The sequence below is a fragment of the Halomonas denitrificans genome (assembly GCA_019800895.1).
Lineage (GTDB): Bacteria > Pseudomonadota > Gammaproteobacteria > Xanthomonadales > Wenzhouxiangellaceae.
Genome location: JAHVKF010000001.1, coordinates 92,712 through 118,632, shown reverse-complemented (window position 1 = coordinate 118,632; position 25,921 = coordinate 92,712). Strand labels below are relative to the sequence as shown.

The following is a 25,921-nucleotide window of genomic DNA, read 5'->3' as shown; positions in this document are numbered from 1 at the left end:
CGACGGCGACAACACCGGCCCCCGAGACCGGTGGAGATGAGCGAGCCGAACTCGGTCCGGACGGGTCCGCACCGGGCTCGATTCAGCCGACTATTTTAGCCGATCCGGGAAGCCCGCGGTTCCGTCCGCCGGTCCGCGTGGAACCTGCCGTTCCTTGTCCTCGCGATGACGCCGGAATGCTACTGTTGGCAGGTGCTCGGGGGGGGGCGGCAGCGCTTCGAAGCCCACGATCGCAGCCGCTTCCGCGACCGCGCTGCACCGTAACCAAAGTTACAATGTAACAGCTCGTTGTCGGAGAACATCGATGGAGCTCGACCCGGTCTTCCTTTCGCGAATCCAGTTCGCGTTCGTCGTTTCCTTTCACGCCATCTTTCCGGTCTTCACGATCGGACTGGCCGCGTGGATCGCGCTCCTCGAGGCGCTGAACTACCGGCGTCCGGATCCGGTGAGGGAAAAGCTTTCCCGCTTCTGGATCAAGATCTTCGCGGTGGTGTTCGGCATGGGTGTCGTGTCGGGAATCGTGATGGCGTTCCAGTTCGGTACCAATTGGTCGCAGTTCTCGCTGTCCGCGTCGAATTTCCTCGGCCCCGCGCTCAGCTACGAAGTGGTCACCGCGTTCTTCCTCGAGGCAACCTTCCTCGGCGTCCTGCTGTTCGGCCGCGATCGGGTACCGCCGGGACTGCACCTGCTGGCCGCCTGCATGGTCGCGCTGGGGACGTTCATTTCCTCGTTCTGGATCCTGTCGACCAACAGCTGGTTCCATACCCCGGCCGGTGTCGAGCTGATCGATGGCCGTTTCCAGGTCACCTCGTGGATCGAGGCGATCTTCAATCCTTCGCTGCCGTATCGCTTCGCGCACATGGCGCTGGCCTCGTTCATCACGGGCGGCCTGGTCGTGGCTGCGGTCAGTGCCTGGTACCTCGTGCGCGGCCGCAACCCGAGATCGGGTCGAATGGCGCTGAGGATGACCGTGGTCATGCTCGCCGTGGCCACGCCGCTGCAGATGTTCATCGGCGATCTGCACGGGCTGAACACGTTCGAATACCAGCCGATGAAGGTGGCGGCCATGGAGGGGCACTGGGAAACGCAGCGAGGGGCCCCGCTGATCCTGTTCGCGATCCCGGACGCCGACGCCGAGGAGAACCTTTTCGAGGTCGCGATCCCGAAGCTCGGCAGCCTGATCCTGACCCACTCGTTGGACGGGGAGGTGCGGGGTCTGAAGTCGGTACCGGCCGAGGATCGTCCGCCGGTCGGGCCGGTGTTCTGGAGTTTCCGCGTCATGGTCGGGCTCGGCGTACTGTTCATCCTCCTGTCCTGGGTTGCCGCGGTCCAGCTGATGCGGGGGTGCCTGTTCGACTCGCCGCGCCTGCTCAAGGTACTGTCCTGGGTCGGTCCTCTACCGTTCGTGGCCGTTCTCGCGGGTTGGTTCACCACCGAGATCGGCCGTCAGCCCTGGGTGGTCTACGGAATGATGCGGGTGGACGAGGCGATCACGCCGTCGCTGACCGGCGGGATGGCCCTGGCCACGCTGATCGGCTACATCGCGGTCTACGCGGTGGTCTTCGGCGCCGGGCTCTACTACCTGCGGCGCGTGGTCATGGCCGGACCCGATCCGATCGAACACCTCGAGGATGACGAATCCGCGCGCCCCAAGCGCCCGCTGTCGGCGAATCCGCTGACGATGACCGGCGCCGTGCCGAAGGAGGCCTGAGCGTGGAAACCATCGACCTGACCCTGATCTGGGTCGTGATCATCGGCATCGGCATCTTCATGTACGTATTGATGGACGGTTTCGATCTCGGCGTCGGCATCCTGTTCCCGTTCGCACCCGACGACCTGTCCCGCGACCGCATGATGAATTCGGTCGCGCCGATCTGGGACGGCAACGAGACCTGGCTGATCCTCGGCGGCGCCGGACTGCTCGCCGCGTTTCCGCTGGTCTATGCGGTGTTTCTGCCGGCGCTGTACATCGGCATCTTCCTGCTGGTCGCCGGCCTGATCTTCCGCGGCATCGCCTTCGAGTTCCGGTTCAAATCCAGCGATCGGTCGCGTCGCTGGTGGGATCGTTCCTTCAGCATCGGCTCGACGGTGGCCTCCTTCGCCCAGGGCGCGGTCGTGGGCGCGTATCTCCAGGGGTTCGAAGTCGTCGACTTCCAGTACGCGGGCGGGCCCTTCGACTGGCTGACGCCGTTCACGGTCATGACCGGCCTGGGCGTCGTCACCGGCTATGCGCTGCTCGGAGCCACCTGGACGGTGCTTAAAACCGAGGGCCATACGCAGGAGTGGGCGTTCAAGGCGAGCGAGCGGCTGCTGATCGCCGTTTTCGCGTTCTTCCTGCTGGTCAGCCTGTGGACGCCGCTGAGCAAGGATTTCGTCCAGCAGCGCTGGCTGGACGGCATGGCCTGGCTCTGGATCTTTCCGGTCGCGACGCTTGCCGCGTTGCTGTGGGTCTGGCGGGCGATCCGCGAGCGTCGCGACGTCGTTCCCTTCGTCGGGTCCATGGTGCTGTTCGGCCTGTTCTATCTCGGGCTGCTGATCTCCATGTGGCCCTACGCCGTGCCGCCGGACTACACGTTCTGGGACGCGGCATCGGCGCCGGGCAGTCAACTGTTCCTGCTCCTGGGCATGCTGTTCCTGATTCCGATCATCCTGCTCTACACCGTCTTCAACTACTGGGTGTTCCGAGGCAAGGTCAAGGACGGTGCCGGCGGTCACTGATCGTTCGACCGGCGCCTGGCTGGGCCGGCAGGCGCCCGGCTGGCTTCGTCCCGCGATGGCCGGCCTGGCCGTGATCGAAGCCGGGCTGATCCTCGCCCAGGCCGGCGCGATCGCTGCGCTGGTCCGCCAGGTGGTCGTCGAGTCCCGAACGCCGGCCATGGCGCTTGCTGCCGGTCTGCTGGCCGCGCTGCTGCTGCGGGCCGTCGTGCTCGGTGCGCGGTCGGCGCTGGCCTCGGGCGCGTCCGCCGGCATCCGGGTCGATCTTCGTCGACGCATGCTCGACGCCCTTCGGAACGCCGGACCGGCGGTCGCGCCGCCGACCGGGCGGGTCCTGGCCGCCTTCGACGACCAGATCGAGAAGCTCGATGCCTACTACGCGCGGTTCCTGCCGCAGCAGTTCGCGGCCGCGATCGTGCCGGCCATGGTGCTCGCGGTGGTTTTCGTCGTCGACTGGGTGGCCGGTGCCTTCCTGCTGTTGAGCGCACCGCTGATTCCCCTGTTCATGGTCCTCGTGGGCTGGGGCGCCGAGGCGCGCGCGCGGGCCCAGGTCGACGCGCTGGGGCGCCTCGGTGGCTGGTTTCTCGATCGCCTGCGCGGCGCCGCGACGTTGAAGCGATTCGGCGCCGAAGGAGAGACCGACGGCCAGGTGCTCGAGCGGACCGACGCGCTGCGCCGGGCGTCGATGAGGGTCCTGCAGCTCGCGTTCCTGTCGTCCGCCGTGCTGGAGTTCTTCGCGTCGGTCGCGATCGCGGCGGTCGCGATCTACGTCGGCATGGGCCTGCTCGGTTTCCTCTCGTTTGGTCCGGCCGCCGACCTGACGCTGGCCGGCGGGCTGTTCGTGCTGCTGCTCGCGCCGGAGTTCTTCGCGCCGCTGCGTGCGATGGCGCAGGGCTGGCACGACCGGGCCGATGCGCGTGCCGCGGTCGCGGAAGTCGCGACCGTTCTCGGGCCCGCGGACCCGGGGGCCGAACCCGCCAGCAGGGCAGGGCGTCAAGCGGCATCCGGCTCGTCGGACGGGCCGGGCGTCTCCCGAACCGGGTCGGCAGCGAGCGCGCCGGCCGGCGCTTGCTCGGTCGTGACGGCCGCGCCGGTTCGAATCCGTGGCCTGTGCTTCGCCTACCCGGATCGTCCCGTGCTGTTCGACGGACTGGACCTGGCCTTCGAACGCGGGGAGCGGGTGGTGCTCAGCGGGCCGAGCGGCGGCGGCAAGAGCACGCTGATCGACCTGCTGGCCGGGTTCCTCCACCCGGCGGCCGGCCGTATCGAGATCGGCGGCGAAGACGCCGCGCCATGGTCCGAGACCGAGCGGGCCGCCCGCGTCGCCTGGTTGGGCCAGAGGCCGACGCTGTTTCCGGGCACGCTCTACGAGAACATCGCGCTCGGATGGGCCGAGGCAACGACCGAGGAGGTCGAGGCGATCGCCGAGTCCGCCGGAGTGATGGACTTCGCGCATCGTCTGGACCGGGGCCTCGACAGCGCGGTGGGCGAGCGTGGGGAACGCCTGTCGGGCGGGCAGATCCAGCGGGTGGCGTTGGCCCGTGCACTCCTCAGGCCGAGGCCGGTGCTGCTGCTCGATGAACCCACCGCGCATCTCGATCGACGGGGCGAGCGGCGGGTGCTGGACGCGCTGTCATCGCTGCTCGAGAGCCGCGACGTCACGGTCGTCGCAGCCAGTCACCGGCCGGAAATGATCGAGCGTGCCGACCGCGTCGTGCGCATCGATGCGGGGCGCGTGGCAGAGCTGAGCGTGCGATGAGCGCGCTGCGCCGCATCGCACGGAGCGCTGGCCGGGTCCGCGGCCGGATCGTCCTGGCGGCCGCGCTGGCGGTGCTGGGAACCGGGTTCGCGGCGGCCCTCCTGGCGATTTCCGGCTGGCTGATCACGGCGGCGGGACTGGTCGGGCTATCGATGATCCCCATGATCGACATCTTCGCGCCCGGCGCGGCGATCCGGGCCGCGGCGGTGGGCCGCACCGTGACTCGCTACGGCGAGCGACTGGCCGGTCACGACGCCATGCTCCGACATCTCTCGGCGCTTCGGCGACGCGCCTTCCGGCGGCTGATGACGCGGCCCGTACGCTGGCTCGGCGCGGTGGCCGAGGGCGACCTGCTGACGCGCCTGACCCGCGATATCGACACGCTGGAGCTGCTGGTCCCGCGCTGGCTGCTGCCCGGCGTGGCCGCGCTCGGCGGGTTCGCGATCGCGATCTGTGCAACGCTGCTGCTGGCACCCGAGCTCCTGCCGATCGTGATCGTTCTTCCGCTGGCCACGGTGCCGGTGCTGTCGCTCCTGCAGAGAGCCGGCGCCGCGCCGGGGCGCCGTATCGTGCGCGACAACGCGCGGATGCGCGCGGACCTGACCAGCTGGGTCGACGGACTGGCCGAGCTCGTCAGCGTGGGTCGCGCCGCCGAGCGGGCCGAGTGCGTCGTCAACCGCGCCGTTCTACAGGTCCGTGCGCAGCACCGGCAGCGCCGGCTCGAGGCGCTGGGCCAGGCCAGCACCAGCGCGTTGGGCTACGTCGCGTTCTGGGCCGTGCTGATCGGCGGCCTGCTGATGGTCGACGCGGGGCGGCTCACGGGGCCCGCTGCTGCGGGTCTGTCGCTGCTGATGCTCGGGTTGGTCGAGGCGCTGCAGGCCTTGCCGGGCGGCTGGATACTGCGGGCGAACTGCGAAGCGGCCGCGCGCAGGATCGAACAGCTCGGAGGGGCACCCCCGGCAGATGCGCGCCGACGATCGACGCACGGCGCGCCAGGATCTTCGGGTGCCGGTCGGTCGCCCGCACCGCGGCTGGAGCTCGACGACGTCGGGTTTCGCTGGAGCCGGGTCCAGGCGCCGGTACTCGACGGGCTCGACCTGTCGTTGGCGCCGCGGGAACGGGTCGTCATCGGTGGCGACAGCGGTTGCGGCAAGTCCACCCTGGGCCGGATCATCGCCGGCGAGCTGGATCCTGGTCGGGGCTCGGTGCGGATCGACGGCGCGGACGCGTTCGCGATCGACGAAGCCGTGCGCCTGGCGCGGTCCGGGATTCTCGAACAGGCCCCGACGCTGTTCAGCGATACGCTGGAGGCCAACCTGCGTCTCGGCGATCCCGAGGCATCGACCGCGCGCCTCGACGCCGTGCTCGATGCGGTGGACCTCGCCGGTTGGGCCCGCGATCTGCCCCGCGGTCTCTCGACCTGGCTGGGTGAGCGGGGGGCCGGACTGTCGGGTGGCCAGGCGCGGCGCCTGGCGCTGGCTCGCCTGCTGCTGACGCGACGCGGCCTGCTGGTTCTCGATGAACCGTTCGCCGGCCTCGACGAGGCGACCGCATCGCGGGTCGCGGAGGGCATCGAGCCCTGGCTGGCCGATCGCACCGTGGTCGTTCTGTCGCACGACGCGGCCGGGAGCCTGCGTCCCGACCGTGAACTCGTGCTCGAGCGCGGCCGGCTGGTGGCCGGGGGCGCCGCCTGACGCTGCGAAAGCCCTATGCGGGAAGGACGCTCGACCGCTCGATCAGGCCGGGGCGTCGGACGAATCCGCGCCGCGCGTGCGGGCGATCAGCGACTCGGTCAGGTGCGGTTCGATCGCCTTGCGCAGGGGCGTGATCAACTTGAACGGCGCCGCCAGGACATGGCCCGACTGGAGCCAGCGATCGCCGCCGGCGATGTCCATGACGACCCCGCCGGCTTCCTGGACCAACAGTGCGCCGGCGGCGATGTCCCAGGGCTTGAGCGCGAGTTCCCAATAGCCGTCGAGGCGGCCGCAGGCGACGTAGGCCAGGTCCAGCGATGCGGCACCGGCGCGCCGGACATCCTCGGCTTCCTCGAACAGCGCTTCGAACATGCCCATGTAGGCCGGCATGAGGCGGCGCGAGCGGAACGGGAAGGCGGCACCGAGCACCGCCCCGGACAGGGCGTTGCGACCGGATACGCGAATCCGGCGGTTGTTCAGGGTCGCGCCCTGGCCGCGGCTGGCGGCGAACAGCTCGTCGCGGGCGGGATCGTAGACCACGCCGTGCTCGACGCGCCCCTTGACGACCTGGGCGATCGAGATCGCGTAGTGCGGAATGCCCCGCAGGTAGTTGCTGGTGCCGTCGATCGGGTCGACCAGCCAGACATGCTCGCTGTCGCCGGACTTGCCGTCTTCCTCGCCGACGACCGCGTGGTCCGGGTAGCGGCGCTTGAGTTCGGTCCGGATCAGCGCTTCGCAGGCGCGATCGATCTCGCTGGCATAGTCGCCGCGCGCCTTGCGCTCGACCGGGATGGAATCGACCCGGTCGCGGTACTTCATCAACAGGTCGCCGCCCTTGTGGGCAGCTTCGATGGCGGTGTTCAGGAACGGGTTCGTCACCGGGTCTCGTTCTCGATCCAGGGCAAGCCGGCAAGGATAGCAGACCGAAGCCGGCCGACGAACCATCGGGCAGTCTCCGTACGCCCTGCGCATCGCCCCGGCCGCGAACGGCTAGACTGCGCGGATGGACCGCCTCGCACCCATCCGCTTCGTTCTCGAGCGCACCTCGCACCCGGGCAACATCGGCTCGGCGGCGCGGGCGATGAAGGTCATGGGGCTGTCCGACCTGCGCCTGGTGTCGCCCGCGACCTTCCCCAGCGCCGAGGCCACCGCGCTCGCGGCCGGCGCCGACGATCTCCTCGCCCGGGCCGGCGTCCACGGCTCGCTGGGCGAGGCGCTCGAGGATTGTGTCTGGGTCGTCGGGACGAGCCACCGCGCCCGCGACGTGGCCCAGCCCCTGCTCGAGCCACGGGAATCGGCTCACCAGGCGCTGCAGCAGCCCGGGCCGGTCGCGGTGCTGTTCGGCTGCGAGCGTTCGGGCCTCGACAATTCGGCGATGGACCGGTGCAACGCGCTGGTCCAGATTCCCACGGGTCCCGACTACACCTCGTTGAACCTTGCGCAGGCCGTCCAGGTCCTGGCCTACGAGTTCCACCTGGCCGGGCGCGAGGCGCCGACCCGCCCGGCTCGGCCCGCGGCCCCGCCGGCGTCCGCCGAGCGCCTCGAGGTGTTCTTCCAGCGTCTGGAGGAAACGCTTCGGGTCATCCGATTCAGCACGCCCGGCCAGGACGAGACGCTGCATCGCCGGCTGCGCAGGGTGTTCCTGCGGGCGCGCCCCGATGACGACGAGCTGAACATGCTCAATGGTATGCTCTCGCGCACCCTCAGCGCAGCACGTGCACGTGGCTTCGACCCCGACCCGCACGACGACGACCGACGCACCGGATGACCGCTTCCAGCGAATCTGGGCGGTGGTTGCCGGCATTCCTTCCGGCTCGGTATTGAACTACGGCGAAGTCGCGCGGCTGGCCGGGCTCGCCGGTCGCGCGCGAATGGTCGGCCGCGCGTTGGGCCGTGCACCGAAGCGCCTGGAGCTGCCCTGGCACCGGGTCGTCAACGCCCAGGGGGCGATCAGCTTCAAGCCGGGATCGGCGCCCTATCGACTCCAGCGCCAGCGGCTGGAGGACGAGGGGGTGGTGTTCGTCGACGGAAAGATCGATCTCGACGCCTACAGCCCCGAACGGGCTTTGGACCGGATGCTCTGGGGGCCGCAGGGCGACCCCTCCTGAGCGCTCCGGATCGCCGGGCGACCCGCAGGACGGCCGACGTCAGTCGGCTTCCACCTGGTGCAGGTGAACGTCGCGCTGCGGAAACGGGATCTCGCAGCCGGCGTCTTCGAGCTCGACCTTCAGGGATTCGAGCAGCTCGCTTCGAACGCCCCAGTAGTCGGCGGCCTTGACCCACGGACGCACGGCGAAATTGACGCTGGAATCGCCGAGCTCCATTACCCAGATGACCGGCGCGGGGTCGTCCAGTACCTTCTCGTGGGCCTCGAGGACCTTCTCGATCGTGCTGCGCGCGACCTTCAAGTCGTCGCCGTAACCGACGCCGATGATCAGGTCGATGCGGCGGGTGTCGTAGGCCGAATAATTCGTGATGGTGTCGCTGGTGATCTGGCCGTTAGGCACGATGACCTTCCGGTTGTCCGGAGTGTTCAACACCGACTGGAACAGGCCGACGTCGGTGACCGTGCCCGACGTCCCCCCGGCCTCGACGTAATCGCCTTTCGTGAACGGCCTGAACAGCACCAGCATCACGCCCGCGGCGAGGTTACCCAGCGAATTCTGCAGCGCGAGACCGACGGCGAGGCCGGCCGCACCCAGTACGGCGATCAGCGGCGTGGTCTGGATGCCGAGCTGCGAGATCGCGGCGATGATCACGGCGACGAGCAGGATGGCGTAGAGCACCACGCTGAGGAAGTTGGCCAGCATGTCGTCGATGCCGCGCTTGCGCATCAGCTTGGCGAGGAAGCCGCTGATCAGCTTGGCGACGATGCGCCCGATGAAGAAGATCAGCAGCGCGGCGACGAGCTTCCAGGCCCAGCCGAGGAGCGTCGCGGTGTCCAGGTTGCTGAGGTAGTCGATTACGGCGTCCATGGGTTACTCCCTTCCATGCCTTCGCATCGGCACGATGGTTCGTGGGTTTCGGGTTCGATGGCGATGAAGCCTAGCGCAGGCCGGTCGTTCAGAAGTAATCGTGACCGTGGGTCAGCGTTTCCTCCATCTCGTCACCGAGCTTGGCCAGGCGCTTGATGCGATCGCTCAGCGCGGCCGCGGAGAGGTGACGGACCTGCAGGTTGTCGCACAGCTTCAGGAAGGGCACGCCCTCCATGTCGCCGATCGCCAGGTAGCCGCCGCGAAGCAGCAGGTTGACGCGCAGCACCTTGACCGGATCCTGTTCGCCGAGCGGGCAGACGGTGGTTTCGAGGCGCAGGATCCGCCGATCGTCGTCGTCCTTGAGCTCGGCCAGGAACACGCTCTGCCGGCGGGATTCCGACACGGGAACCTCGAGGCCCAGCACGAACTTCTCCTTGTGCACCACGTTGAAGTGGGTTTCCACGTGCTCCGCGATTTCGGAAAACGTATCCATTACTTCGGCTCCAGGCGGATCGCGCCGTCGAGGCGGATCGCCGAGCCGTTGAAGTAGGCGTTCTCGACGATCGTCCGGCACAGCGAGGCGAATTCCTCGGTCTTGCCGAGCCGCTTCGGGAACGGCACCGAGTCGGCCAGCGCCTGCTGGACCTCCTCGGGCATGGTGTCGACCATCGGGGTATGGAACACGCCCGGCGCGATCGTCATCACGCGGATGCCGAAGCGGGTGAATTCCCTGGCCATCGGCAGGGTCATGCCGACCACGCCACCCTTGGAGGCCGAGTAGGCCGCCTGGCCGATCTGGCCTTCCCAGGCCGCCACGGAAGCCGTATTGATGATCACGCCGCGCTCGCCGTCCTCGTTCGGGTCGTTCTTCTGCATCCGATCGGCGCTGGCCTTGGCGACGTTGAAGCTGCCGACCAGGTTGACCATGACCGTGGACCGGAACCGTTCCAGCGGCATCGGGGCTTCGCGTCCCAGTACGCGGCCGGCGCCGAGGATGCCGGCGCAGTTGACCGTGACGTTCAGGCCGCCCATCTCGTCGGCTGCTCCGGTCACGGCCGAGGCGACCGCGTCTTCGTCCGTGACGTCGACCTTGCGGAAGCTCGCGCGGTCCGCGCCGAGCGTCCGGAGCGCGTCGCCGGCAGCGTCTTCGTTGACGTCGAACAGGGCGACCTTCGCGCCGTGGGCCACGAAGTGTTCGGCAACGCCGAAGCCCAGCCCGGACACGCCGCCGGTGATGATCGCGCGGATGCCTTCAAACTTCATCAGGAACTCTCCTCAACTGTATGAATTGTATGGGTCAATCGGAATTGTTCTTGTTGTAGATCGCGGTGCCCGCTCGGCTGCCCTGGCGACCCAGCGTGCCGGCGATCCAGCGACCGACACCGGCCAGCGCATCCAGGTCGACACCCGTTTCCAGGCCGAGGCCCTCGATCAGGTAGACCACGTCCTCGGTGGCCACGTTGCCGGTGGCGCCTCGAGCGTAGGGGCAGCCGCCGATGCCGGCCACCGAGGAATCCACGGTGCGCAGGCCGAGCTCCAGCGAGACCAGGATGTTGGCGATCGCCTGCCCGTAGGTGTCGTGGTAGTGCACCGCGAGCTTCTCTGCCGGCACCGATCCGAGCACGGCCTTCAGCATCGTACGCGCCTTTCCCGCCGTGCCCACGCCGATCGTGTCGCCGAGCGAGATTTCGACGCAGCCGGCTTCGATCAGTGCCTCGGCGACTCGAACGACATCGGAGATGGGAACCTCGCCCTGGTAGGGGCAGCCCAGCACGCAGGAGATGTAGCCGCGAACGCGCACGCCATCGGCGCGGGCCCGCTCGAGCACCGGTCGAAAGCGCTCGAACGATTCGTCGATGCTGCAGTTGATGTTGCGCTGATTGAAGGCTTCCGAGGCGGCCGAGAACACCGCGACCTCGTCGGCGCCGGCTGCACGGGCGCGGTCGTAGCCTTTTTCGTTCGGAACGAGGACGGGGTAGCGAGCGCCTTCCCGACGCTGGAGGCCGGCCATCAGTTCGTCCGCGTCGGCCAGCTGCGGCACCCAGCGCGGATGCACGAAGCTGGTTGCCTCGACCACGGGGATCCCGCAGTCGGCCAGTCTGTGAATCAGTTTCAGCTTGGTCTCGACCGGCACGTAGCGGGATTCGTCCTGCAGCCCGTCTCGCGGCCCGACTTCAACGATCTTGACCGAATCTGCAGCCATCTGGAGGACGTCCCGGTTGCGCGTTCAACAGCCCGCCATTCTACAGGTTCGCTCCCGGCCGCCGGTCCGCTCCGCAGGCCGCCCGAGCCGCCGCTCAGTCGGCCTCGATCTCGAGCAGGACGGCGTCGGCTTCGACGAGGTCGCCTTCGCCGACCGAGATCGCGGTCACGCTCCCGCCGACCTCGGCCTTGATCGACAGCTCCATCTTCATGGCCTCCATCAGCGCCACGGTCTGGCCTACCTCGACGGAATCACCCTCGGCGACCCGGATCGCGAGTACCTTGCCGGGCATCGGGGCAACGATGCGGCCGGAACCCGGACCCGCGCCGCCGACGGCTTCGAAGCGGTCGTGACGCCGCACGGTCCAGCGGCGCGAGCGGGTGGCGATTTCCCGGACCGCGCGATCGCCATGGACCCGCAGCCGGCTGGAGCCGCCATCGACGGTGATCGATTGCGCACCGTTCTCGACGCGCCCCGCGCGCACCCGGAGTTCGCGATCGTCGAAAGCGATGACCACCGCGCCGTCGTCGTGGCAGGTGCAGTGGACGTTCGCCCGGGTGTCGGCGATCTCCAGGTCGAAGGACAGCGGTGCCGGCGCACCGAGCCGCCATCCGTCCGCCGCCTCCCAGGGCGACGACCGGGTCTCTTTACTGTTCGGCGATGCTGCGTCGAGGAACGACAGGGCGGCTGCGGCGAGCACCGTCCCCGGCGGTCGGGCCTCGCGATCGAGCAGTGCGTCCAGGTCGCGATCGAGAAGTCCCGTGTCGATGGCCGAGTCGCGGAAGGCATCGCTGGCTGCCAGCTGCTGCAGGAAGCCGAGGTTGGTCGTCAGGCCGGCGATGTGGGTCGCCGACAGCGCTTCCAGCAGGCGCGCCCGGCACTCGGTGCGATTGTCGCCGGTGACGATCAGCTTGGCGATCATCGGGTCGTAATGGACGCCGACCGCGTCGCCGGCGTCGATCCCGCGGTCGACCCGGACCCAGTCCTCGCGCGGCCACTCGAGCGCACGGACGGTGCCCGAGTCCGGCAGGAAGCCGTGATCGGCATCTTCGGCGTAGATCCTCGCCTCGATGCTGTGGCCACGGCACTCGATCTCGTCCTGCGACAGGGGCAGTGGCTGACCGGCGGCGACGCGCAGTTGCCATTCGACGAGGTCCTGGCCGGTCACGGCTTCGGTCACCGGGTGCTCGACCTGGAGCCGCGTGTTCATCTCCAGGAAGTAGAAGCCCTTGTCATCGACCAGGAATTCGACCGTCCCGGCGCCGACGTAGTCGACCGCTTCCGCGGCGCGGACCGCCGCGGCCAGGAGTTCTTCGCGAAGCTCCGGATCGAGGCCGGGTGCGGGGGCTTCCTCGATGACCTTCTGGTGCCGGCGCTGGCTCGAGCAATCGCGCTCGAACAGGTGGACCACGTTGCCGTGCGTGTCGCCGAACACCTGCGCCTCGATGTGCCGCGGGCGCTCGACGTAGCGTTCGAGAATCATCCGTTCGTCGCCGAAGGCCGAGGCCGCTTCGCGCCGGGCCGCGCCGAGCGCGTCGCCGAATTCCCCGCGCGAGCGCACCACGCGCATGCCCTTGCCGCCGCCGCCGGCCGCGGCCTTGAGCATCAGCGGAAAGCCGACCCGTTCGGCTTCTCCGGCCAGCGTGCCGTCGGACTGATCGTCGCCGTGGTAGCCGGGGACCAGCGGGACGCCGGCCTCGTCCATCAGCGTCTTGGCGCGGGCCTTGGAGCCCATCGTTTCGATGGTCTCGGGACTCGGTCCGACCAGCGCGATCCCGGCGTCGGCCAGTGCGCGGGCGAAGTCGGCGTTTTCCGACAGGAAGCCGTAGCCCGGATGCACCGCCTCGGCGCCGCTGGCCTTCGCCGCCTCGATCACGCGCTCGGCGCGAAGGTAGGAGGCGGAGGCCTCGGCCGGCCCGATTTCGACCGCGTGATCGGCCATCCGGACATGGCGGCTGCCGCGATCGGCTTCGGAATGGACGGCCACGGTCTCGATGCCGAGGCGTCGGCAGGTGTCGATGATGCGGCAGGCGATCTCGCCTCGGTTCGCGATCAGGATGCGCGAGAACAGGGGGGACTCGGTCATGTCAGGGCTCGGGGGTCCGGTCGCGCCGGCTCCAGTCCGGCCGCTGCTTGTCGAGAAAGGCTCGGAGGCCGGTCTGGCCTTCCTCCGAGACGCGAATTCGTGCGATCCACTCGGCGGTGATCGCATCGAGCTCCTGCAGGCCGCCCTCGAAGTCGGCCACGCGCTGGATCAGCGCCTTGCACTCGGCAATGGCCCTGGGGCCGGAGGCCAGGAGCGCATCGATGCGTTCCGCGAGTGCGTCGTCGAGCCGGTCGGCGTCGACCACTTCGTCGATCAGGCCGATGCGAAGCGCTTCGGTCGCGTCGAAGCGTTCCCCGGTGAGGAAGTAGCGGCGGGCCGCCGTCGTTCCGATCCGGGCCAGCACGAAGGGCGCGATGGTCGCCGGGATCAGCCCCAGGCGCACCTCGGTCAGACCGAAGCGGGCGTCGGCGGCCGCAATGGCCATGTCGCAGCAGGCCACGAGGCCCACGCCGCCGCCGAAGGCCGGTCCGTGGACGCGGGCGATTACCGGGCAGGGCAGGGCGTCGAGCGCCCGGAACATGGCGGCCAGGCGCTCGGCGTCGGCGCGGTTCTCTTCTTCGCCGGCTTCGGCCATGCCGCGCATCCAGGTGAGGTCCGCCCCGGCGGAAAAGGACCGTCCGGCGCCGGCCAGGACCAGCACCCGGGGTGGCGTTTCGGCCAGGCGTTCGAAGTGTTGCGTCAGCGCGGCGATCAGTTCGGCATTGAAGGCGTTGTGGACGTCGGGTCGATCGAGCGTCAGCGTGGCGACCCCATGGTCTTCGATGGCGAAGTTCAGCATGGTATCCCCTACATCCGGAAGACGCCGAAGCGTCCCTTCTCGATCGGCGCGTTGAGCGATGCGGCGATCGCCAGGCCGAGGACTCGCCGGGTATCGGCCGGGTCGATCACCCCGTCGTCCCAGAGGCGCGCCGTGGCGTAGTAGGGGTGGCCCTGGTGCTCGTACTGGTCCCGGATCGGCGCCTTGAACTCCTCCTCTTCGGCGTCGCTCCAGTCCTTTCCGGCGCGCTCGAGACCGTCGCGCTTCACCGTGGCCAGGACGCTGGCGGCCTGTTCGCCGCCCATGACCGAGATCCGGGCGTTCGGCCAGGTCCAGAGGAAGCGTGCGCCGTAGGCCCGTCCGCACATTGCGTAGTTGCCGGCGCCGAAGGAGCCGCCGATGATCACCGTGAACTTCGGTACATGCGAGCACGCCACAGCCGTGACCATCTTGGCCCCGTCGCGAGCGATACCGGACTGCTCGTACTTCTTTCCGACCATGAAACCGGTGATGTTCTGGAGGAAGACCAGCGGGATGTCGCGCTGGTTGCAGAGTTCGATGAAGTGCGCGCCCTTCAGGGCCGACTCGGAAAACAGGATGCCGTTGTTGGCCACGATGCCGACCGGCATGCCGTGGATGTGCGCGAAGCCGCAGACCAGGGTGGTGCCGTAGCGCGCCTTGAACTCGCCGAACTCGGAGCCGTCGACCAGTCGGGCGATGATCTCCCGGACCTCGAAGGGATAGCGGGTATCGGTGGGCAGGATGCCGTACAGGTCGTCGGCCGGGTAGGCGGGCGCCTCGATTTCGCGCCGGGCCGGAGCGGCAGGCGGCTTCCGATTCAGGTGGCCGACGATGTCCCGGGCCATGGCCAGCGCGTGGGTGTCGTTCTCGGCGAAATGATCGGCGACGCCCGACAGGCGGGTGTGGACGTCGGCGCCGCCGAGCGTCTCGGCGTCGACCTCTTCGCCCGTGGCCGCCTTGACCAGCGGCGGCCCGCCGAGAAAGATCGTGCCCTGTTCCCGGACGATGATCGCCTCGTCGCACATCGCGGGCACATAGGCACCACCGGCCGTGCAGGAGCCCATCACGACCGCGATCTGGGGGATGTTGGCCGCCGAGAGCCGGGCCTGGTTGTAGAAGATCCGGCCGAAGTGCTCCTTGTCGGGAAACACTTCGTCCTGCAGGGGCAGGAAGGCGCCGCCGGAATCGACGAGGTAGATGCAGGGCAGGTCATTCTCCAGCGCGATTTCCTGCGCGCGCAGGTGCTTCTTGACCGTCATCGGGTAGTAGGTGCCGCCCTTGACCGTCGCGTCGTTGGCCACGACCATGCATTCCGTTCCACGGATGCGGCCGATGCCCGCGACCACGCCCGCGGCCGGTGCCGCATCGTCGTACAGACCGTTGGCCGCCATCGGTGAAACCTCGAGAAAGGGGCTGCCCGGGTCGAGCAGGGTCCGGACGCGTTCCCGTGGCAGCAGCTTGCCGCGTGCGACGTGCTTTTCACGGGAGCGTTCGGGGCCGCCGAGGGCGGTGCGTTCCAACCGCTCGCGCAGGTCGGCGGCCAGTGCCCGATGATGCTCGGCCCGGCTGACGAACTCCGGGTCCTTGCGATTGACCTGCGATTCGATACGGGGCATGTTTTCCTTGCCTTGGAGTGGACACGCGAACAACGCGCTAGTTTACCCGCTCGATCGCCTTCGATTCCGGGCGGCTTGGACGGCAGGACGTCGACAGCCGCTATCATTGGCAATTCCGCAGTGGATTCCCGCATGTCCGATTCCGACGCAGCCGATCCGGGCTTCGACGACCTGGGGCTTCCCGCGCCCTTGCTGACCACCCTGGCCGAGCTGGGCTACGAAGCGCCATCGCCGATCCAGGCGGCAACGATCCCCGCCCTGCTGGCCGGCCGCGACGTGCTGGGTCAGGCCCAGACGGGGACCGGCAAGACCGCCGCGTTCGCCCTGCCGATCCTGGCCCGGCTGGACGCCGCGTCGTCCCGTCCGTCGGCGCTGGTCCTGGCGCCGACCCGGGAACTGGCGATCCAGGTGGCCGAGGCCTTCCAGAGCTATGCGCGCGGCCTGGCGGGCTTCCACGTCCTGCCGATCTACGGCGGCCAGGCCTATGCGCCGCAGCTCAAGGGCCTGCGCCGGGGCGCCGATGTCGTGGTCGGTACCCCCGGGCGGATCATGGATCACCTGGGCAAGGGCACGCTGCAGATCGATCAGCTGCAGACCCTGGTCCTCGACGAAGCCGACGAGATGCTGCGGATGGGGTTCATCGACGACGTCCGCGACGTCATGGAACGGATCCCGGCCAGCTGCCAGAAGGCACTGTTCTCGGCAACCATGCCCGACGCGATCCGCCGGATCGCCGAGCGCCACATGAGCGATGCCGAGCACATCACGATCCGCGCGAGCACGACCACGGCGGCCAATATCCGGCAGCGCTACTGGGTCGTCAGCGGCGTGCACAAGCTCGACGCGCTGACCCGCATCCTCGAGGTCGAGACCTTCGATGCGATGATCGTGTTCGCGCGGACCCGGGTCGCGACCGAGCAGCTCGCCCAGCGCCTCGAGGCGCGCGGCTTCGCCGCGGCGGCGCTGAACGGCGACGTGCCCCAGCAGCAGCGCGAACGGATCGTCGAACGGCTGAAGCGGGGCGAGATCGACATCCTCGCGGCCACCGACGTGGCGGCCCGCGGGCTCGACGTGGAGCGGATCAGCCACGTGGTCAACTACGACATCCCCTACGACACGGAAGCCTACGTGCACCGGATCGGCCGGACCGGCCGGGCCGGGCGGTCCGGCGAGGCCATCCTGTTCGCCGCGCCGCGCGAACGCGGCATGCTGCGCGCGATCGAGCGGGCCACGCGGCAGCCGATCGAGGCGATGGACCTGCCGACCGTGGGCGATGTCGAAGCCCGCCGGGCCGAGCGCTTCCAGGCGCGCATCCGGGCTGCGCTCGAGGGCGATGACCTCGAAGCCGGACGCGAGATCGTCTCGCGGGCCCGCGAGGCCCTCGGCGTGACGCCCGAGGACCTGGCCGCGGCGCTCGCGGTGATCGCACGCGGCGATGCGCCGCGACTCGGCGTCGACCGTCCATCGGTCCGCTTCGAAGAACCGCCGGCGGACGGTGGCCCGGAACGCACCGGCGCGCGACGAGGACGGCCCGCTCCGGCGGCACAGCCGGCGCGTGACGAGGGCCTCGTGGGCTACCGGATCGAGGTCGGGGCGCGGCACGGGGTCAAGCCGGGCAACATCGTCGGTGCGATCGCGAACGAGGCCGGGCTCGACGCGAGCCGGATCGGCCGGATCGACATCCAACCGACGTTCAGCATCGTCGATCTTCCCGCCGATCTCGATCCGCAAGTGGTCGAGCATCTCGGTACCGTCCGCGTGGCGGGCCAGGCTCTCCGCATCGCGCTGGACCGAAGGGGAGGCGATCGACGCCGGGACGGGTCGTCGAGGTCCGGGAGACCCGCTGCAGAGACCTCGCCGGGAACCTCGCAGGCGCGCCGCGCCGCACCGTCCTCGGGCACGGCATCCGGGCCGGAAGACGGGCGCAGCGAAGGTTCGAAGGGGCGGTCCCGGACCGAGGACGGCGGCAAGCCGCCGCGGCGGCCGGCGCGGACCCGCGCCGAGCGGAAGGCGCTGCTCGAATCCCGCAAGAAGCGGCCGAGCCGCGGGTCGAAGAAGAAGCATCGGACCAAGTGAACGCCGCTATCGGGGTCCGGGCGTCCGGACCGGTAGCGGTCGTCGAACCGGAGAAGCAGGGATGAAACTCTACGGAAGCTACACCTCGCCCTATGTCCGCCATTGCCGGGTCGCGCTGATCCAGCAGGGTCTCGAGTTCGACTTCGTCGAGACCGACTACGCCGCCAGCGCGCGCCAGTCGCCGACCCGCCGCGTCCCGTTCCTCGAGGTCGACGGCCTTCGGCTCACCGACTCGTCGAGCATCCTGCGGTGGACCCGGGAGCGGCAGGGCGGCGCGTTCCTTTCCGATCCCGCCGCCTTCGATCGCTACCTGTTGGCAACCACGGCCCTGGACAGCACGGTCAACCTGTTCCTGCTCGAACGCGACGGCCTGCGGCCCGACGACGTGCCCTATCTCGGGCGGCAGCGCGACCGGGTCGAGAGCAGTCTCGTCGAACTCGACCGCCGCTTCGACGGCATCGATCCCGGCGACGACGACGGCCTGCGGCTCGCCTGCTACCTGAGCTGGGCGGCCTTCCGCGAGCGGATCGACGCGCAACCCTTCCGGACGTTGGGACGGGTGCTGGCGTACTGGGAGGAAATCGGCGAATTCTCGACCACGCACCCCGGCCGAGCCGGCTGAGGCACCGGCGTCCGACCCCGGCTTCAGTCGAGCACGACGTGCACGCGCCGATTACGGCGTCCCTTCTTCTCGACCTTGACCACCGTGGCCGAACCGATCTCGTCGGTGCGGCGGACGTGCGTGCCGCCGCAGGGCTGCAGGTCCACGCCGGGTATCTCAAGCAGCCGGATGCGACCGACGCCCGACGGCGGCTTCACCGACATCGTTCGGATCAGCGCCGGATCGAGGTCCTCCTCGTCGATCCAGCGCGAGCCGACCGGATGGCCGGCCCGGATCAACGCGTTGAGTTCGGCGGTGATCGCGTCCTTGTCGGGCGCGTCGGGCAGGTCGAAATCAAGGCGGCTCCGGTCGGCGGAGATGTTTCCCCCCGTGACCGGGTACTTGAGCACGGCACCGAGCAGGTGCAGGCAAGTATGCATCCGCATGTGCCGATAGCGCAGGTCCCAGTCGATGCGGGCGGTGACCTCCGTATCGGCCGGGGGCAGGGGCACCTGCTCGTCCGGCAGGTGGAGGATCGCGCCGTCGGGACGCCGTCTTCGCGTATCGACGATCCGAAGCTGCGTGTCTCCCCACTCCAGCACCCCGCGGTCACCGGGTTGGCCGCCCCCGAGTGGATAGAACACCGTCCGATCCAGCACCACGCCCTCGGGTCCGGCCTCGGTGACCACGGCGGTGCACTGGGTGAGGTAGGCGTCATCGGCGAACAGGGCGTCGGTCATCGGCGGGTCCGTGGCGGGTTGATGCACGGATTCTACGGCTGGAAAACAAGGAAGGGGGCTGTACCGAAAACTCCAGATCGGATATACTGGCGAGCTTGATCGGTAACGCACCAATTCGCCGGTCTCGCGGTCCAACGGACCGCCGATCAGAGCGATCTGATCACTACGTCAAGTTTCGGAGAGGTGGCAGAGTGGTCGAACCGAGCGCAGCGAGCTCGATGCGAAGACCGCGAAGCGGTTGAAGCCACCCGGAGGGCAAGCAGCGGAGCTGCGCAGTCCATGCGGCGGTCTCGCGGTCCAACGGACCGCCGATCAGAGCGATCTGATCACTACAATTCAAGTTTCGGAGAGGTGGCAGAGTGGTCGAATGCGGCGGTCTCGAAAACCGTTAACCGGTAACCCCGGTTCGAGGGTTCGAATCCCTCCCTCTCCGCCATCAACAGAAAACCCCGTCTCGAGCGGGGTTTTTTGTTGATCGGGGAGCGGGGACCACGGATTGGAACCCGGGTTCGAACCGAGCCGCGCAGCGGCGAGCTCACGAGCGCGCAGCGCGAGTCATCCCTCCCTCTCCGCCATCAACAGAAAACCCCGTCTCGAGCGGGGTTTTTTGTTGATCGGGGAGCGGGGACCACGGATTGGAACCCGGGTTCGAACCGAGCCGCGCAGCGGCGAGCTCACGAGCGCGCAGCGCGAGTCATCCCTCCCTCTCCGCCATCAACAGAAAACCCCGTCTCGAGCGGGGTTTTTTGTTGATCGGGGAGCGGGGACCACGGATTGGAACCCGGGTTCGAACCGAGCCGCGCAGCGGCGAGCTCACGAGCGCCGCAGGCGCGAGTCATCCCTCCCTCTCCGCCATCCATGAAAAAGCCCCGCCTTGCGCGGGGTTTTTTCATGGATGACGAAGCGGGCTGGAGGTTCGAATCCTGCAGGGACGAACGAAGGCCGACGTCCCAGGACGCACGCCCTCCGGGTCGCAACGCGGTCGAGCAGCGCCAAGGGTACGAACCGAGCCGCGCAGCGGCGAGCTCACGAGCGCCGCAGGCGCGAGTCATCCCTCCCTCTCCGCCATCAAGCGGCGAGCCCGCAATCACGCAGCCGATCGCAATGGATGCCGACTTACCGCGGCGTCGCCTCGACGGGAATCATCGCTTCGAGGCGCAGCCGAGCTTCGTCCAGCCGCGCGTCGAGCCTCGGCGTCGGCACGTCTCCGTAGGCTTCGTCGAACGCAGCGATCGACGCCTCGACCGCTCGCAGCAGATCCCGAGCCGAGGCCGTGCGGGCGCGCGGATCGATCGAACCCACCCGGCCGATCCAGATCGGCGACGAGTGGGCGAAGGGCCGGGCGTGCATGGTGGGCCACGCATCGTCCTGCATTTCGGACGAGTAGGCCCGGATGGCGACCCAGCCGCCCTCGGGCAGGTCGACCTCGCCGCGCAGTTCGCGCGTCTCTCCGGCGCCGACACCCTTCGCGGTTCCCACGATATCGCCATTGACGACGAGCTCGACGACGTCGACCGGCGTTGCGCTGGCCAGGGTGGCCGTCCAGCCGTGCCGTCCGCTGGAGGTCACGTCCCCCGGCCTTGAACCGTCGTCGAGCTCGAAGACAAGCGCCGGGCCGGTGGTGACGAAGCCCCGTCCGGCCGCCGCGGCTTCGATCACGGCCTCCAGGGTTGCGTGGTCCGGCGCCACGCGGAGGTAGTTCCGGCCGGTGCCGACGGCGGGCGTGCGATGAAAATCGATCCAGCCATCGGTGCCGGACATCGCCGCGATCGGGCGACCGATGTTCAGCAGGCGATACCAGACTTCGGCGTTGCCCAGCGGGCTGGTCCAGGCGCAGACGAGTTCGAGCCCCATCCGTTCGGCGAGTACGCCGTCGGAGACCAGCTCCAGCGGAATCGGCAGGTCCTCGAGGTGCGTGAAGGGATCACGGTCATCGGCGATCGGATGCACGTAGGTCGGGAACGCGGCGGACCGCTCGGCGAACGCGATCACGTCGCCGTTGGTCCGATCGGGATCGCCGAGGGTGGGGTTGTGAGGCCCGAAGAACCAGGGTGCATAGGGCGTATCGACGCCGACCAGGCCGATGTGGCCGTGGAAGTGGGACCGGACCTCCTGGCCCTGGTGGACGACGCGGCCGTCGCGGACCGTGGTCCGACCGAGGATCGGGGCATCGATCCGCCGCTCCCAGCGGTTCCAGGACTGCGGCGCCAGGTGGTCCAGGTCCTCGCCCGCCATCGCGCGAAGCGCGTCGCCGTGGTCGGCGCGAAAGTGGCCGTCGCCGTTGAGATGGACATGGTGATCGGCCGCCACGTAGCCTTCGGCTCGCGCGTCCCAGATCGGAGTCGGCACGAGCCGGACGCGGGCCGCGCCGTCGCCGGAGACCTCGACTTCGGTTTCGATGAGCGGCGTCATCGGACCCCGTGCGGCGGTCACCCGGTACCGGCCGGCCGGAACGCGAAGTCGCGCCGTGTCGTCCACGTAGAAGTAGTGCCGGCCGGACTGAGGGTCGACGAAGGTGGCGTCGTCGGGAACGGCGACCGGATGGCCATCATCGCCTTCGATGGCTACGCGCGCCGCGGTCGGTCGGCCGTCGCTGTCGCGCACTTCGACCGCCAGATCGCCGGTCGGCCTGCCGTAGTCCCAGTCGCGGATCTCGACCTGCGACGGCGGGCCGCCGTAGGTCGCGATGCGCATCAAGCGGAGTCGGCGGTCCTGGTCGGGTTCGACGAAGTAGACGTGATCGCCGTCGGCGCTGAAGGCCGGGGAGGTCGCGTAGGGCGAGCCCCCGGTCAGGCGGTGGCGGACGCGGGGATCGTCGAGGTCCAGGGTCCACAGGTGATAGTCGTTGTCGATCGGCGCGCTGTAGACGATCAGTCGTCGGGTCGGATGCACGTCGGCGGTCAGGTGGTAGGCCAGCGTTTCCGCATGCGCGATCCGATCGGAGCCGGTGGCGAGGCTCCGTTCGCGCAGTACGCGGTGCGCACCGTCGCCGTGCAGGTAGAGCAGTCCGCTGCCGTCGGGCAAGCGACGCGCGTTGCGGACGACCTGCGGAAGTTCGGTCAGCACGTCGACGGTACCGGCATCGAGGCGATTCGCGAGCAGCTGCAGGCTGCCGTCGACCGCCGCGGTGTAGAACAGGGTCGCGCCGTCGGTCGAGAACTCCGGGTCCAGGTGAATCGCATCGGGCGAGCCGATGCGGGTCTCCGTTCCGGATGCCATCTCGCGGACCACGATCCAGGTCGCGTCTCCGCTATCGCGCACGAAGGCCAGTCGCCGGCCGTCGGGGGACCACCGGGGCCGCGCGTCGAGGTGGGGGCCATCGGTCAATCGCGTCGCCACACCGCTGTCGAGATCGAGGATCCACAGCCACCCCTGTGCCGCGAACGCGAGGCGCCGTCCGTCGGGCGCGGGAGCGGGGTCGCTGGGACCGTGCGCCAGGATCGGCAGCTCGTGCTGTTCGAGGTAGACATGGTGGCCGAAGTCATCCAGCTTGGGATAGTGGTTCGTCCACTGTGCGACGCCGACCGCGGGGAGCAGCAGCAGCACGAGCAGTTCCCGCCAGCGCCGTAGGGGAAGAAATACCGGTGCGCTCATCGAGTGCTCCTTCCGATGGTCCGTTCGAGTCATTCGTCCGAGTCGTTCAGTCGACCCGCGATGCGAGCGCGTCGAGAAACGCTTCGATCCGCTGCGCGTTCTTGCCGAGGTCGCTGCCGCCGACCCGGGACTTCGAGCGAACGTCGACTCGGGTGCGGCCATCCTCGCGTCCGATCCGGATGACGACGTCGTCCTTGAACCCGTACCAGAACGTCGTGTCGGTGGCCTCGATCCGTCCTTCGCTGCGCTCCGCCGCGACGCGCTCCCAGCCCATGGCGTCGACGGTCTCAAGCGCGGCATTGAACACGTCGGCCATCGAGGCGGCGAATCGTGCCGGGCCGAGATCCGGATAGCCTTCGCGCTGCTGCCGGGCGACCTCGTCCCCGCCGTAGCTGGCCGGGTTCGGGGCGTCGGCGCGCAAGGGCGCGACGGCGACGAATTCCGGTGGGTCGTCGAGGTCGGTGGTGATGTCGTGGATGAAGGGCTTGCTTTCAGCGGCCTGGCGAACGCCGATCGGGACCAGGGCCACCGAGACCCCGAGGACCAGCGCGACGATCAACACGCCGGCGCCCTGTCTGCGGATTTTCGGGACCAGCAAGCCGATCACGGCGAGCAGCGCACCGGCCGCCCCAAGGTACAGCGCATAACGCAGGACACCGAGCAGGCCGAAGCCGAGTTCCCAGAGCCCGAGCCGGTAGCCGGGGCCTCCAGCGAGCAGTAGCACGAGGGCGAGAAGCGAAGCTGCGAACGCGAGACGGCGAAGAATCATTGGGAAGGCTCCCGGAGACGTGCCGACATTCTGGCACGGTGCCATCGGTCGCGTGTACGCTTGCCCCATGGACGCTCTGAAGACGGTGGTCATCCAGCCCGACACGCGCTGGGCCGACCGCGATGCGAATCGAAAGCACCTTTCCAAGCTGATGGACCGCGTTGATGCGGCGGACCTGTTCGTGCTGCCGGAGACCTGCACCACCGGATTTCTCGGTGACCTGCCCGACGAGGGCGAGCGCGAGCAAGGAGCGGCCGACCTGGCGTGGGTCGTCTCCGAATCGGAGCGGCGCGGGGCGGCCGTGGTCGCCGGGGTCGCGGTGGTCGAGAACGGGCAGCGATTCAATCGGCTGGTGTTCGCCACGCCGGACGGTGGGAGCACGCACTACGACAAGCGCCACCTGTTCGGCTACGGGGGCGAAGGCGACCGCTATTCGGCCGGCGATCACCGCGTGCGCGTGGCCTGGCGCGGGTGGCGCTTCGATCTGCAGATCTGCTACGACCTGCGATTCCCGGTCTGGTGCCGCAATGACGACGCCTTCGACGTCCAGCTCTTTCCAGCCAATTGGCCGTCACCGCGTGTGGAGGCGTGGCGCACGCTGCTGAAGGCCCGGGCGATCGAGAACCAGGCCGTCGTGATCGGGGTCAACCGCTGCGGAACGGACGGCAAGGGCGTCGAGTATCCCGGCAGTTCGCGGGCCTACGATGCGCTCGGCGAACCACTGCTGGAACTGGACGGCGCGGAGGACGTGGCCGAGTTCGTCCTCGACCCGGCGGCGGTACGCGGTGTACGTGAGAAATTCCCGTTCCTGGCCGACCGGGATCGTTACCGCGTCGAGTAGTCTCGGCCGAACAGCTCCGTCCGGGTCGGTCGAATCACAGCCGGCGCACGACGCCGACCGCCAGGCCTTCGATCACGAACTCCCGTTGCCCCTCGTCGGCGACCACGATGTCGTCGTAGTCGGCGTTCTCTGCCTTCAGGCGGATCCGTTCGCCGTCGCGCTGGAACCGCTTCACGGTCACTTCGTCATCGATCCGGGCGACCACGATCTGGCCGTCGCGCGCCGTCTGCGTGCGATGCACGGCGAGCAGGTCGCCGTCGAGAATGCCGATCTCCTTCATGCTGTCGCCGTGGACGCGAAGCAGGTAATGCGGGGCCGGCCGGAACAGCGAGACATCGACCGGGACGCGCCGCTCCTGATGCGCCAGCGCCAGCAGGGGGGCGCCGGCGGCAACGCGACCGATCAACGGCAGCTCCACCAGGCTTCCCGGGTTCGGCGGCGCGGGCTCGTCGTCGACCGTGGGCACGATGCCGCGCGCAGTCCGCGCATCCAGCCGGATCGCACCCTTGGCGGCCAGCGCCTTGAGGTGGGACTGCGCCGCGTTCGGCGACTTGAACCCGAAATGGGCGTTGATCTCGCTGCGCGTGGGCGGCAGGCCGTCCTGGTCGATGGAATCGCGGATGAACGCGAGAATCTCGGCTTGGCGGGGCGATAGTTTCATGACACGCACTATATCAAAATACAGTGGTTCTTGCAGGCCACGCGCACCGTTGCCCACACACCGGTCCGCCGTTCCGACCGGAAGCCCTTCGGCTACAGGGGGCGAGCGTTACCCTTCGGCCTTCGGGGCCGAAGTGGCGGGCGAGGCCGAGCGGAGGTGGTCACGCGCCGGATAGGGCATGAAGTAGCGATGCCGACCGATCCAGTACGGGCCGCCGTACGGCCAGTAGGGCCAGGCGTGGTAGCGCCACATCGGCCCGTGGAAGAGCGGGTCGTATCGTTCGTCCAGTTCGACGCGCTCGGGCCAGAGGTAGACCGACCGCGTTTCCAGCCGCGGAAACCGGTACGGATAATCGCCGACGCTGTCGGTCTCGAACCCCTGAAGCCGACCGATGACGGTGACCTCGCGACCGGGCGCGAAGATCTCGGGGTCGAGGAAACCATCGTGGCAGGCGCGGAACCGTCCCAGCCCGCGATCGCTTTCTCGGGGCCGATGGCTTCGATCGAGTTCGCGCGCGAGCAGCTCCAGGCAGGTCGCGGCTTCTCCCGGTCGGGTCGCCACCACCGTGCCGCCCCAGCGGAAGGTCTCGCCGACCTGCGTCGGCGTGGTTGCGGACGGGGCGGGCCGCTCGGCGTACTCGCCCTCGAGCGGCGCAGGAATGCTCGCGCAGCCGGTCAGGCCGAGCAATGCGGCACCGGCGACGAGTGCGGAAACGGGTCCGGATCCATTCATCTCGAAGGCTCCTCGCGTTGCGGTTCGATCAACCCTATTTGAACAGAAATCCCATGGAGG

Annotated in this window: 22 protein-coding genes and 1 tRNA gene; 10 read left to right on the top strand and 13 right to left on the bottom strand. The window is 68.9% G+C overall.

The annotated features are described in order from the left end of the window. The first annotated feature begins 304 nt into the window (after window positions 1–304). From KUV67_00505 to cydC, 4 genes are read left to right on the top strand one after another with little or no spacing between them, the layout of a single operon-like run. Complete coding sequence (locus KUV67_00505) at window positions 305–1,711, top strand: cytochrome ubiquinol oxidase subunit I (GenBank protein ID MBY6203356.1); 1,407 nt, start codon at window positions 305–307, stop codon at window positions 1,709–1,711. A 2-nt stretch (window positions 1,712–1,713) separates the two neighbouring features. After that, window positions 1,714–2,718, top strand: coding sequence for a cytochrome d ubiquinol oxidase subunit II (gene cydB, locus KUV67_00500; protein ID MBY6203355.1), 1,005 nt, complete (start codon window positions 1,714–1,716; stop codon window positions 2,716–2,718). Next, on the top strand, window positions 2,702–4,474 hold the full coding sequence (cydD, locus tag KUV67_00495) for a thiol reductant ABC exporter subunit CydD (GenBank protein MBY6203354.1): 1,773 nt from the start codon (window positions 2,702–2,704) through the stop codon (window positions 4,472–4,474). The genes cydB and cydD overlap by 17 nt, the downstream gene beginning before the upstream one ends. Continuing rightward, complete coding sequence (gene cydC, locus KUV67_00490; protein MBY6203353.1) at window positions 4,471–6,168, top strand: thiol reductant ABC exporter subunit CydC; 1,698 nt, start codon at window positions 4,471–4,473, stop codon at window positions 6,166–6,168. Before cydD ends, cydC begins: the two co-directional genes overlap by 4 nt. A 42-nt stretch (window positions 6,169–6,210) precedes the next feature. Here cydC and KUV67_00485 read toward each other — a convergent pair whose 3' ends face one another. Further along, window positions 6,211–7,047 (bottom strand): inositol monophosphatase, encoded by an 837-nt coding sequence (locus KUV67_00485; GenBank protein ID MBY6203352.1) that lies wholly within the window; start codon window positions 7,045–7,047, stop codon window positions 6,211–6,213. Between the two features lie 124 nt (window positions 7,048–7,171). Between KUV67_00485 and KUV67_00480 the strand changes: the two genes are divergently transcribed. Next, window positions 7,172–7,936 carry an RNA methyltransferase gene (locus KUV67_00480; protein ID MBY6203351.1) on the top strand — a complete coding sequence of 255 codons (765 nt, stop codon included), beginning with the start codon at window positions 7,172–7,174 and terminating at the stop codon, window positions 7,934–7,936. Beyond that, on the top strand, window positions 7,851–8,276 hold the full coding sequence (locus KUV67_00475) for an MGMT family protein (protein MBY6203350.1): 426 nt from the start codon (window positions 7,851–7,853) through the stop codon (window positions 8,274–8,276). Before KUV67_00480 ends, KUV67_00475 begins: the two co-directional genes overlap by 86 nt. A 39-nt stretch (window positions 8,277–8,315) precedes the next feature. On the opposite strand, the gene KUV67_00470 is transcribed toward KUV67_00475, so the two are convergent. The 7 genes from KUV67_00470 to KUV67_00440 form a co-directional block, all read right to left on the bottom strand. Then, a complete protein-coding gene (locus KUV67_00470; protein ID MBY6203349.1) occupies window positions 8,316–9,143 on the bottom strand; it encodes a mechanosensitive ion channel in 828 nt (275 codons plus the stop codon). A gap of 88 nt (window positions 9,144–9,231) precedes the next feature. Then, entirely contained in the window at window positions 9,232–9,636 is a 405-nt protein-coding gene (locus KUV67_00465) for a hypothetical protein (GenBank protein ID MBY6203348.1), read from the bottom strand. Continuing rightward, entirely contained in the window at window positions 9,636–10,406 is a 771-nt protein-coding gene (locus tag KUV67_00460) for an SDR family NAD(P)-dependent oxidoreductase (GenBank protein MBY6203347.1), read from the bottom strand. Before KUV67_00460 ends, KUV67_00465 begins: the two co-directional genes overlap by 1 nt. A gap of 34 nt (window positions 10,407–10,440) precedes the next feature. Next, window positions 10,441–11,346, bottom strand: a complete 906-nt coding sequence (locus KUV67_00455; GenBank protein MBY6203346.1) for a hydroxymethylglutaryl-CoA lyase — start codon at window positions 11,344–11,346, stop codon at window positions 10,441–10,443. A 94-nt stretch (window positions 11,347–11,440) separates the two neighbouring features. Next, window positions 11,441–13,432 (bottom strand): ATP-grasp domain-containing protein, encoded by a 1,992-nt coding sequence (locus KUV67_00450; GenBank protein MBY6203345.1) that lies wholly within the window; start codon window positions 13,430–13,432, stop codon window positions 11,441–11,443. 1 nt (window position 13,433) lies between these two features. After that, a complete protein-coding gene (locus KUV67_00445; GenBank protein MBY6203344.1) occupies window positions 13,434–14,231 on the bottom strand; it encodes an enoyl-CoA hydratase/isomerase family protein in 798 nt (265 codons plus the stop codon). A gap of 8 nt (window positions 14,232–14,239) precedes the next feature. Continuing rightward, window positions 14,240–15,847 (bottom strand): methylcrotonoyl-CoA carboxylase, encoded by a 1,608-nt coding sequence (locus KUV67_00440; GenBank protein MBY6203343.1) that lies wholly within the window; start codon window positions 15,845–15,847, stop codon window positions 14,240–14,242. Between the two features lie 132 nt (window positions 15,848–15,979). Between KUV67_00440 and KUV67_00435 the strand changes: the two genes are divergently transcribed. Beyond that, on the top strand, window positions 15,980–17,923 hold the full coding sequence (locus KUV67_00435; GenBank protein ID MBY6203342.1) for a DEAD/DEAH box helicase: 1,944 nt from the start codon (window positions 15,980–15,982) through the stop codon (window positions 17,921–17,923). A 61-nt stretch (window positions 17,924–17,984) separates the two neighbouring features. Further along, entirely contained in the window at window positions 17,985–18,545 is a 561-nt protein-coding gene (locus KUV67_00430) for a glutathione S-transferase family protein (GenBank protein MBY6203341.1), read from the top strand. Window positions 18,546–18,568: 23 nt separating this feature from the next. On the opposite strand, the gene KUV67_00425 is transcribed toward KUV67_00430, so the two are convergent. Beyond that, entirely contained in the window at window positions 18,569–19,264 is a 696-nt protein-coding gene (locus KUV67_00425) for an alanyl-tRNA editing protein (GenBank protein ID MBY6203340.1), read from the bottom strand. A gap of 345 nt (window positions 19,265–19,609) precedes the next feature. Here KUV67_00425 and KUV67_00420 point away from each other — a divergent pair. Beyond that, window positions 19,610–19,700 (top strand) — tRNA-Ser (locus KUV67_00420). 680 nt (window positions 19,701–20,380) lie between these two features. On the opposite strand, the gene KUV67_00415 is transcribed toward KUV67_00420, so the two are convergent. Both KUV67_00415 and KUV67_00410 read right to left on the bottom strand, forming a co-directional pair. After that, window positions 20,381–22,858, bottom strand: a complete 2,478-nt coding sequence (locus KUV67_00415) for a CehA/McbA family metallohydrolase (protein ID MBY6203339.1) — start codon at window positions 22,856–22,858, stop codon at window positions 20,381–20,383. A 46-nt stretch (window positions 22,859–22,904) separates the two neighbouring features. After that, on the bottom strand, window positions 22,905–23,627 hold the full coding sequence (locus tag KUV67_00410; GenBank protein ID MBY6203338.1) for a DUF1499 domain-containing protein: 723 nt from the start codon (window positions 23,625–23,627) through the stop codon (window positions 22,905–22,907). Window positions 23,628–23,694: 67 nt separating this feature from the next. Between KUV67_00410 and KUV67_00405 the strand changes: the two genes are divergently transcribed. Then, entirely contained in the window at window positions 23,695–24,468 is a 774-nt protein-coding gene (locus KUV67_00405) for a hypothetical protein (protein ID MBY6203337.1), read from the top strand. A gap of 34 nt (window positions 24,469–24,502) precedes the next feature. Here the strand turns inward: KUV67_00405 and lexA are convergent, their stop codons facing one another. Both lexA and KUV67_00395 read right to left on the bottom strand, forming a co-directional pair. Beyond that, the gene (gene lexA / locus KUV67_00400; protein MBY6203336.1) at window positions 24,503–25,129 is read right to left on the bottom strand and encodes a transcriptional repressor LexA; all 627 of its coding nucleotides are present in this window, start codon (window positions 25,127–25,129) and stop codon (window positions 24,503–24,505) included. A 108-nt stretch (window positions 25,130–25,237) separates the two neighbouring features. Then, window positions 25,238–25,861, bottom strand: coding sequence for a Slp family lipoprotein (locus KUV67_00395; GenBank protein MBY6203335.1), 624 nt, complete (start codon window positions 25,859–25,861; stop codon window positions 25,238–25,240). Window positions 25,862–25,921 lie beyond the last annotated feature (60 nt).

What these genes read in the sequence shown, in the direction of transcription:
- KUV67_00505 (MBY6203356.1), top strand. Translation starts at nt 305, where the DNA reads ATGGAGCTCGACCCGGTCTTCCTTTCGCGAATCCAGTTCGCGTTCGTC.
- cydC (MBY6203353.1), top strand. Translation starts at nt 4,471, where the DNA reads ATGAGCGCGCTGCGCCGCATCGCACGGAGCGCTGGCCGGGTCCGCGGC.
- KUV67_00480 (MBY6203351.1), top strand. Translation starts at nt 7,172, where the DNA reads ATGGACCGCCTCGCACCCATCCGCTTCGTTCTCGAGCGCACCTCGCAC.
- KUV67_00475 (MBY6203350.1), top strand. Translation starts at nt 7,851, where the DNA reads ATGGTATGCTCTCGCGCACCCTCAGCGCAGCACGTGCACGTGGCTTCG.
- KUV67_00470 (MBY6203349.1), bottom strand. Translation starts at nt 9,143, where the DNA reads ATGGACGCCGTAATCGACTACCTCAGCAACCTGGACACCGCGACGCTC.
- KUV67_00465 (MBY6203348.1), bottom strand. Translation starts at nt 9,636, where the DNA reads ATGGATACGTTTTCCGAAATCGCGGAGCACGTGGAAACCCACTTCAAC.
- KUV67_00460 (MBY6203347.1), bottom strand. Translation starts at nt 10,406, where the DNA reads ATGAAGTTTGAAGGCATCCGCGCGATCATCACCGGCGGCGTGTCCGGG.
- KUV67_00455 (MBY6203346.1), bottom strand. Translation starts at nt 11,346, where the DNA reads ATGGCTGCAGATTCGGTCAAGATCGTTGAAGTCGGGCCGCGAGACGGG.
- KUV67_00450 (MBY6203345.1), bottom strand. Translation starts at nt 13,432, where the DNA reads ATGACCGAGTCCCCCCTGTTCTCGCGCATCCTGATCGCGAACCGAGGC.
- KUV67_00445 (MBY6203344.1), bottom strand. Translation starts at nt 14,231, where the DNA reads ATGCTGAACTTCGCCATCGAAGACCATGGGGTCGCCACGCTGACGCTC.
- KUV67_00440 (MBY6203343.1), bottom strand. Translation starts at nt 15,847, where the DNA reads ATGCCCCGTATCGAATCGCAGGTCAATCGCAAGGACCCGGAGTTCGTC.
- KUV67_00435 (MBY6203342.1), top strand. Translation starts at nt 15,980, where the DNA reads ATGTCCGATTCCGACGCAGCCGATCCGGGCTTCGACGACCTGGGGCTT.
- KUV67_00430 (MBY6203341.1), top strand. Translation starts at nt 17,985, where the DNA reads ATGAAACTCTACGGAAGCTACACCTCGCCCTATGTCCGCCATTGCCGG.
- KUV67_00425 (MBY6203340.1), bottom strand. Translation starts at nt 19,264, where the DNA reads ATGACCGACGCCCTGTTCGCCGATGACGCCTACCTCACCCAGTGCACC.
- KUV67_00415 (MBY6203339.1), bottom strand. Translation starts at nt 22,858, where the DNA reads ATGAGCGCACCGGTATTTCTTCCCCTACGGCGCTGGCGGGAACTGCTC.
- KUV67_00410 (MBY6203338.1), bottom strand. Translation starts at nt 23,627, where the DNA reads ATGATTCTTCGCCGTCTCGCGTTCGCAGCTTCGCTTCTCGCCCTCGTG.
- KUV67_00405 (MBY6203337.1), top strand. Translation starts at nt 23,695, where the DNA reads ATGGACGCTCTGAAGACGGTGGTCATCCAGCCCGACACGCGCTGGGCC.
- lexA (MBY6203336.1), bottom strand. Translation starts at nt 25,129, where the DNA reads ATGAAACTATCGCCCCGCCAAGCCGAGATTCTCGCGTTCATCCGCGAT.
- KUV67_00395 (MBY6203335.1), bottom strand. Translation starts at nt 25,861, where the DNA reads ATGAATGGATCCGGACCCGTTTCCGCACTCGTCGCCGGTGCCGCATTG.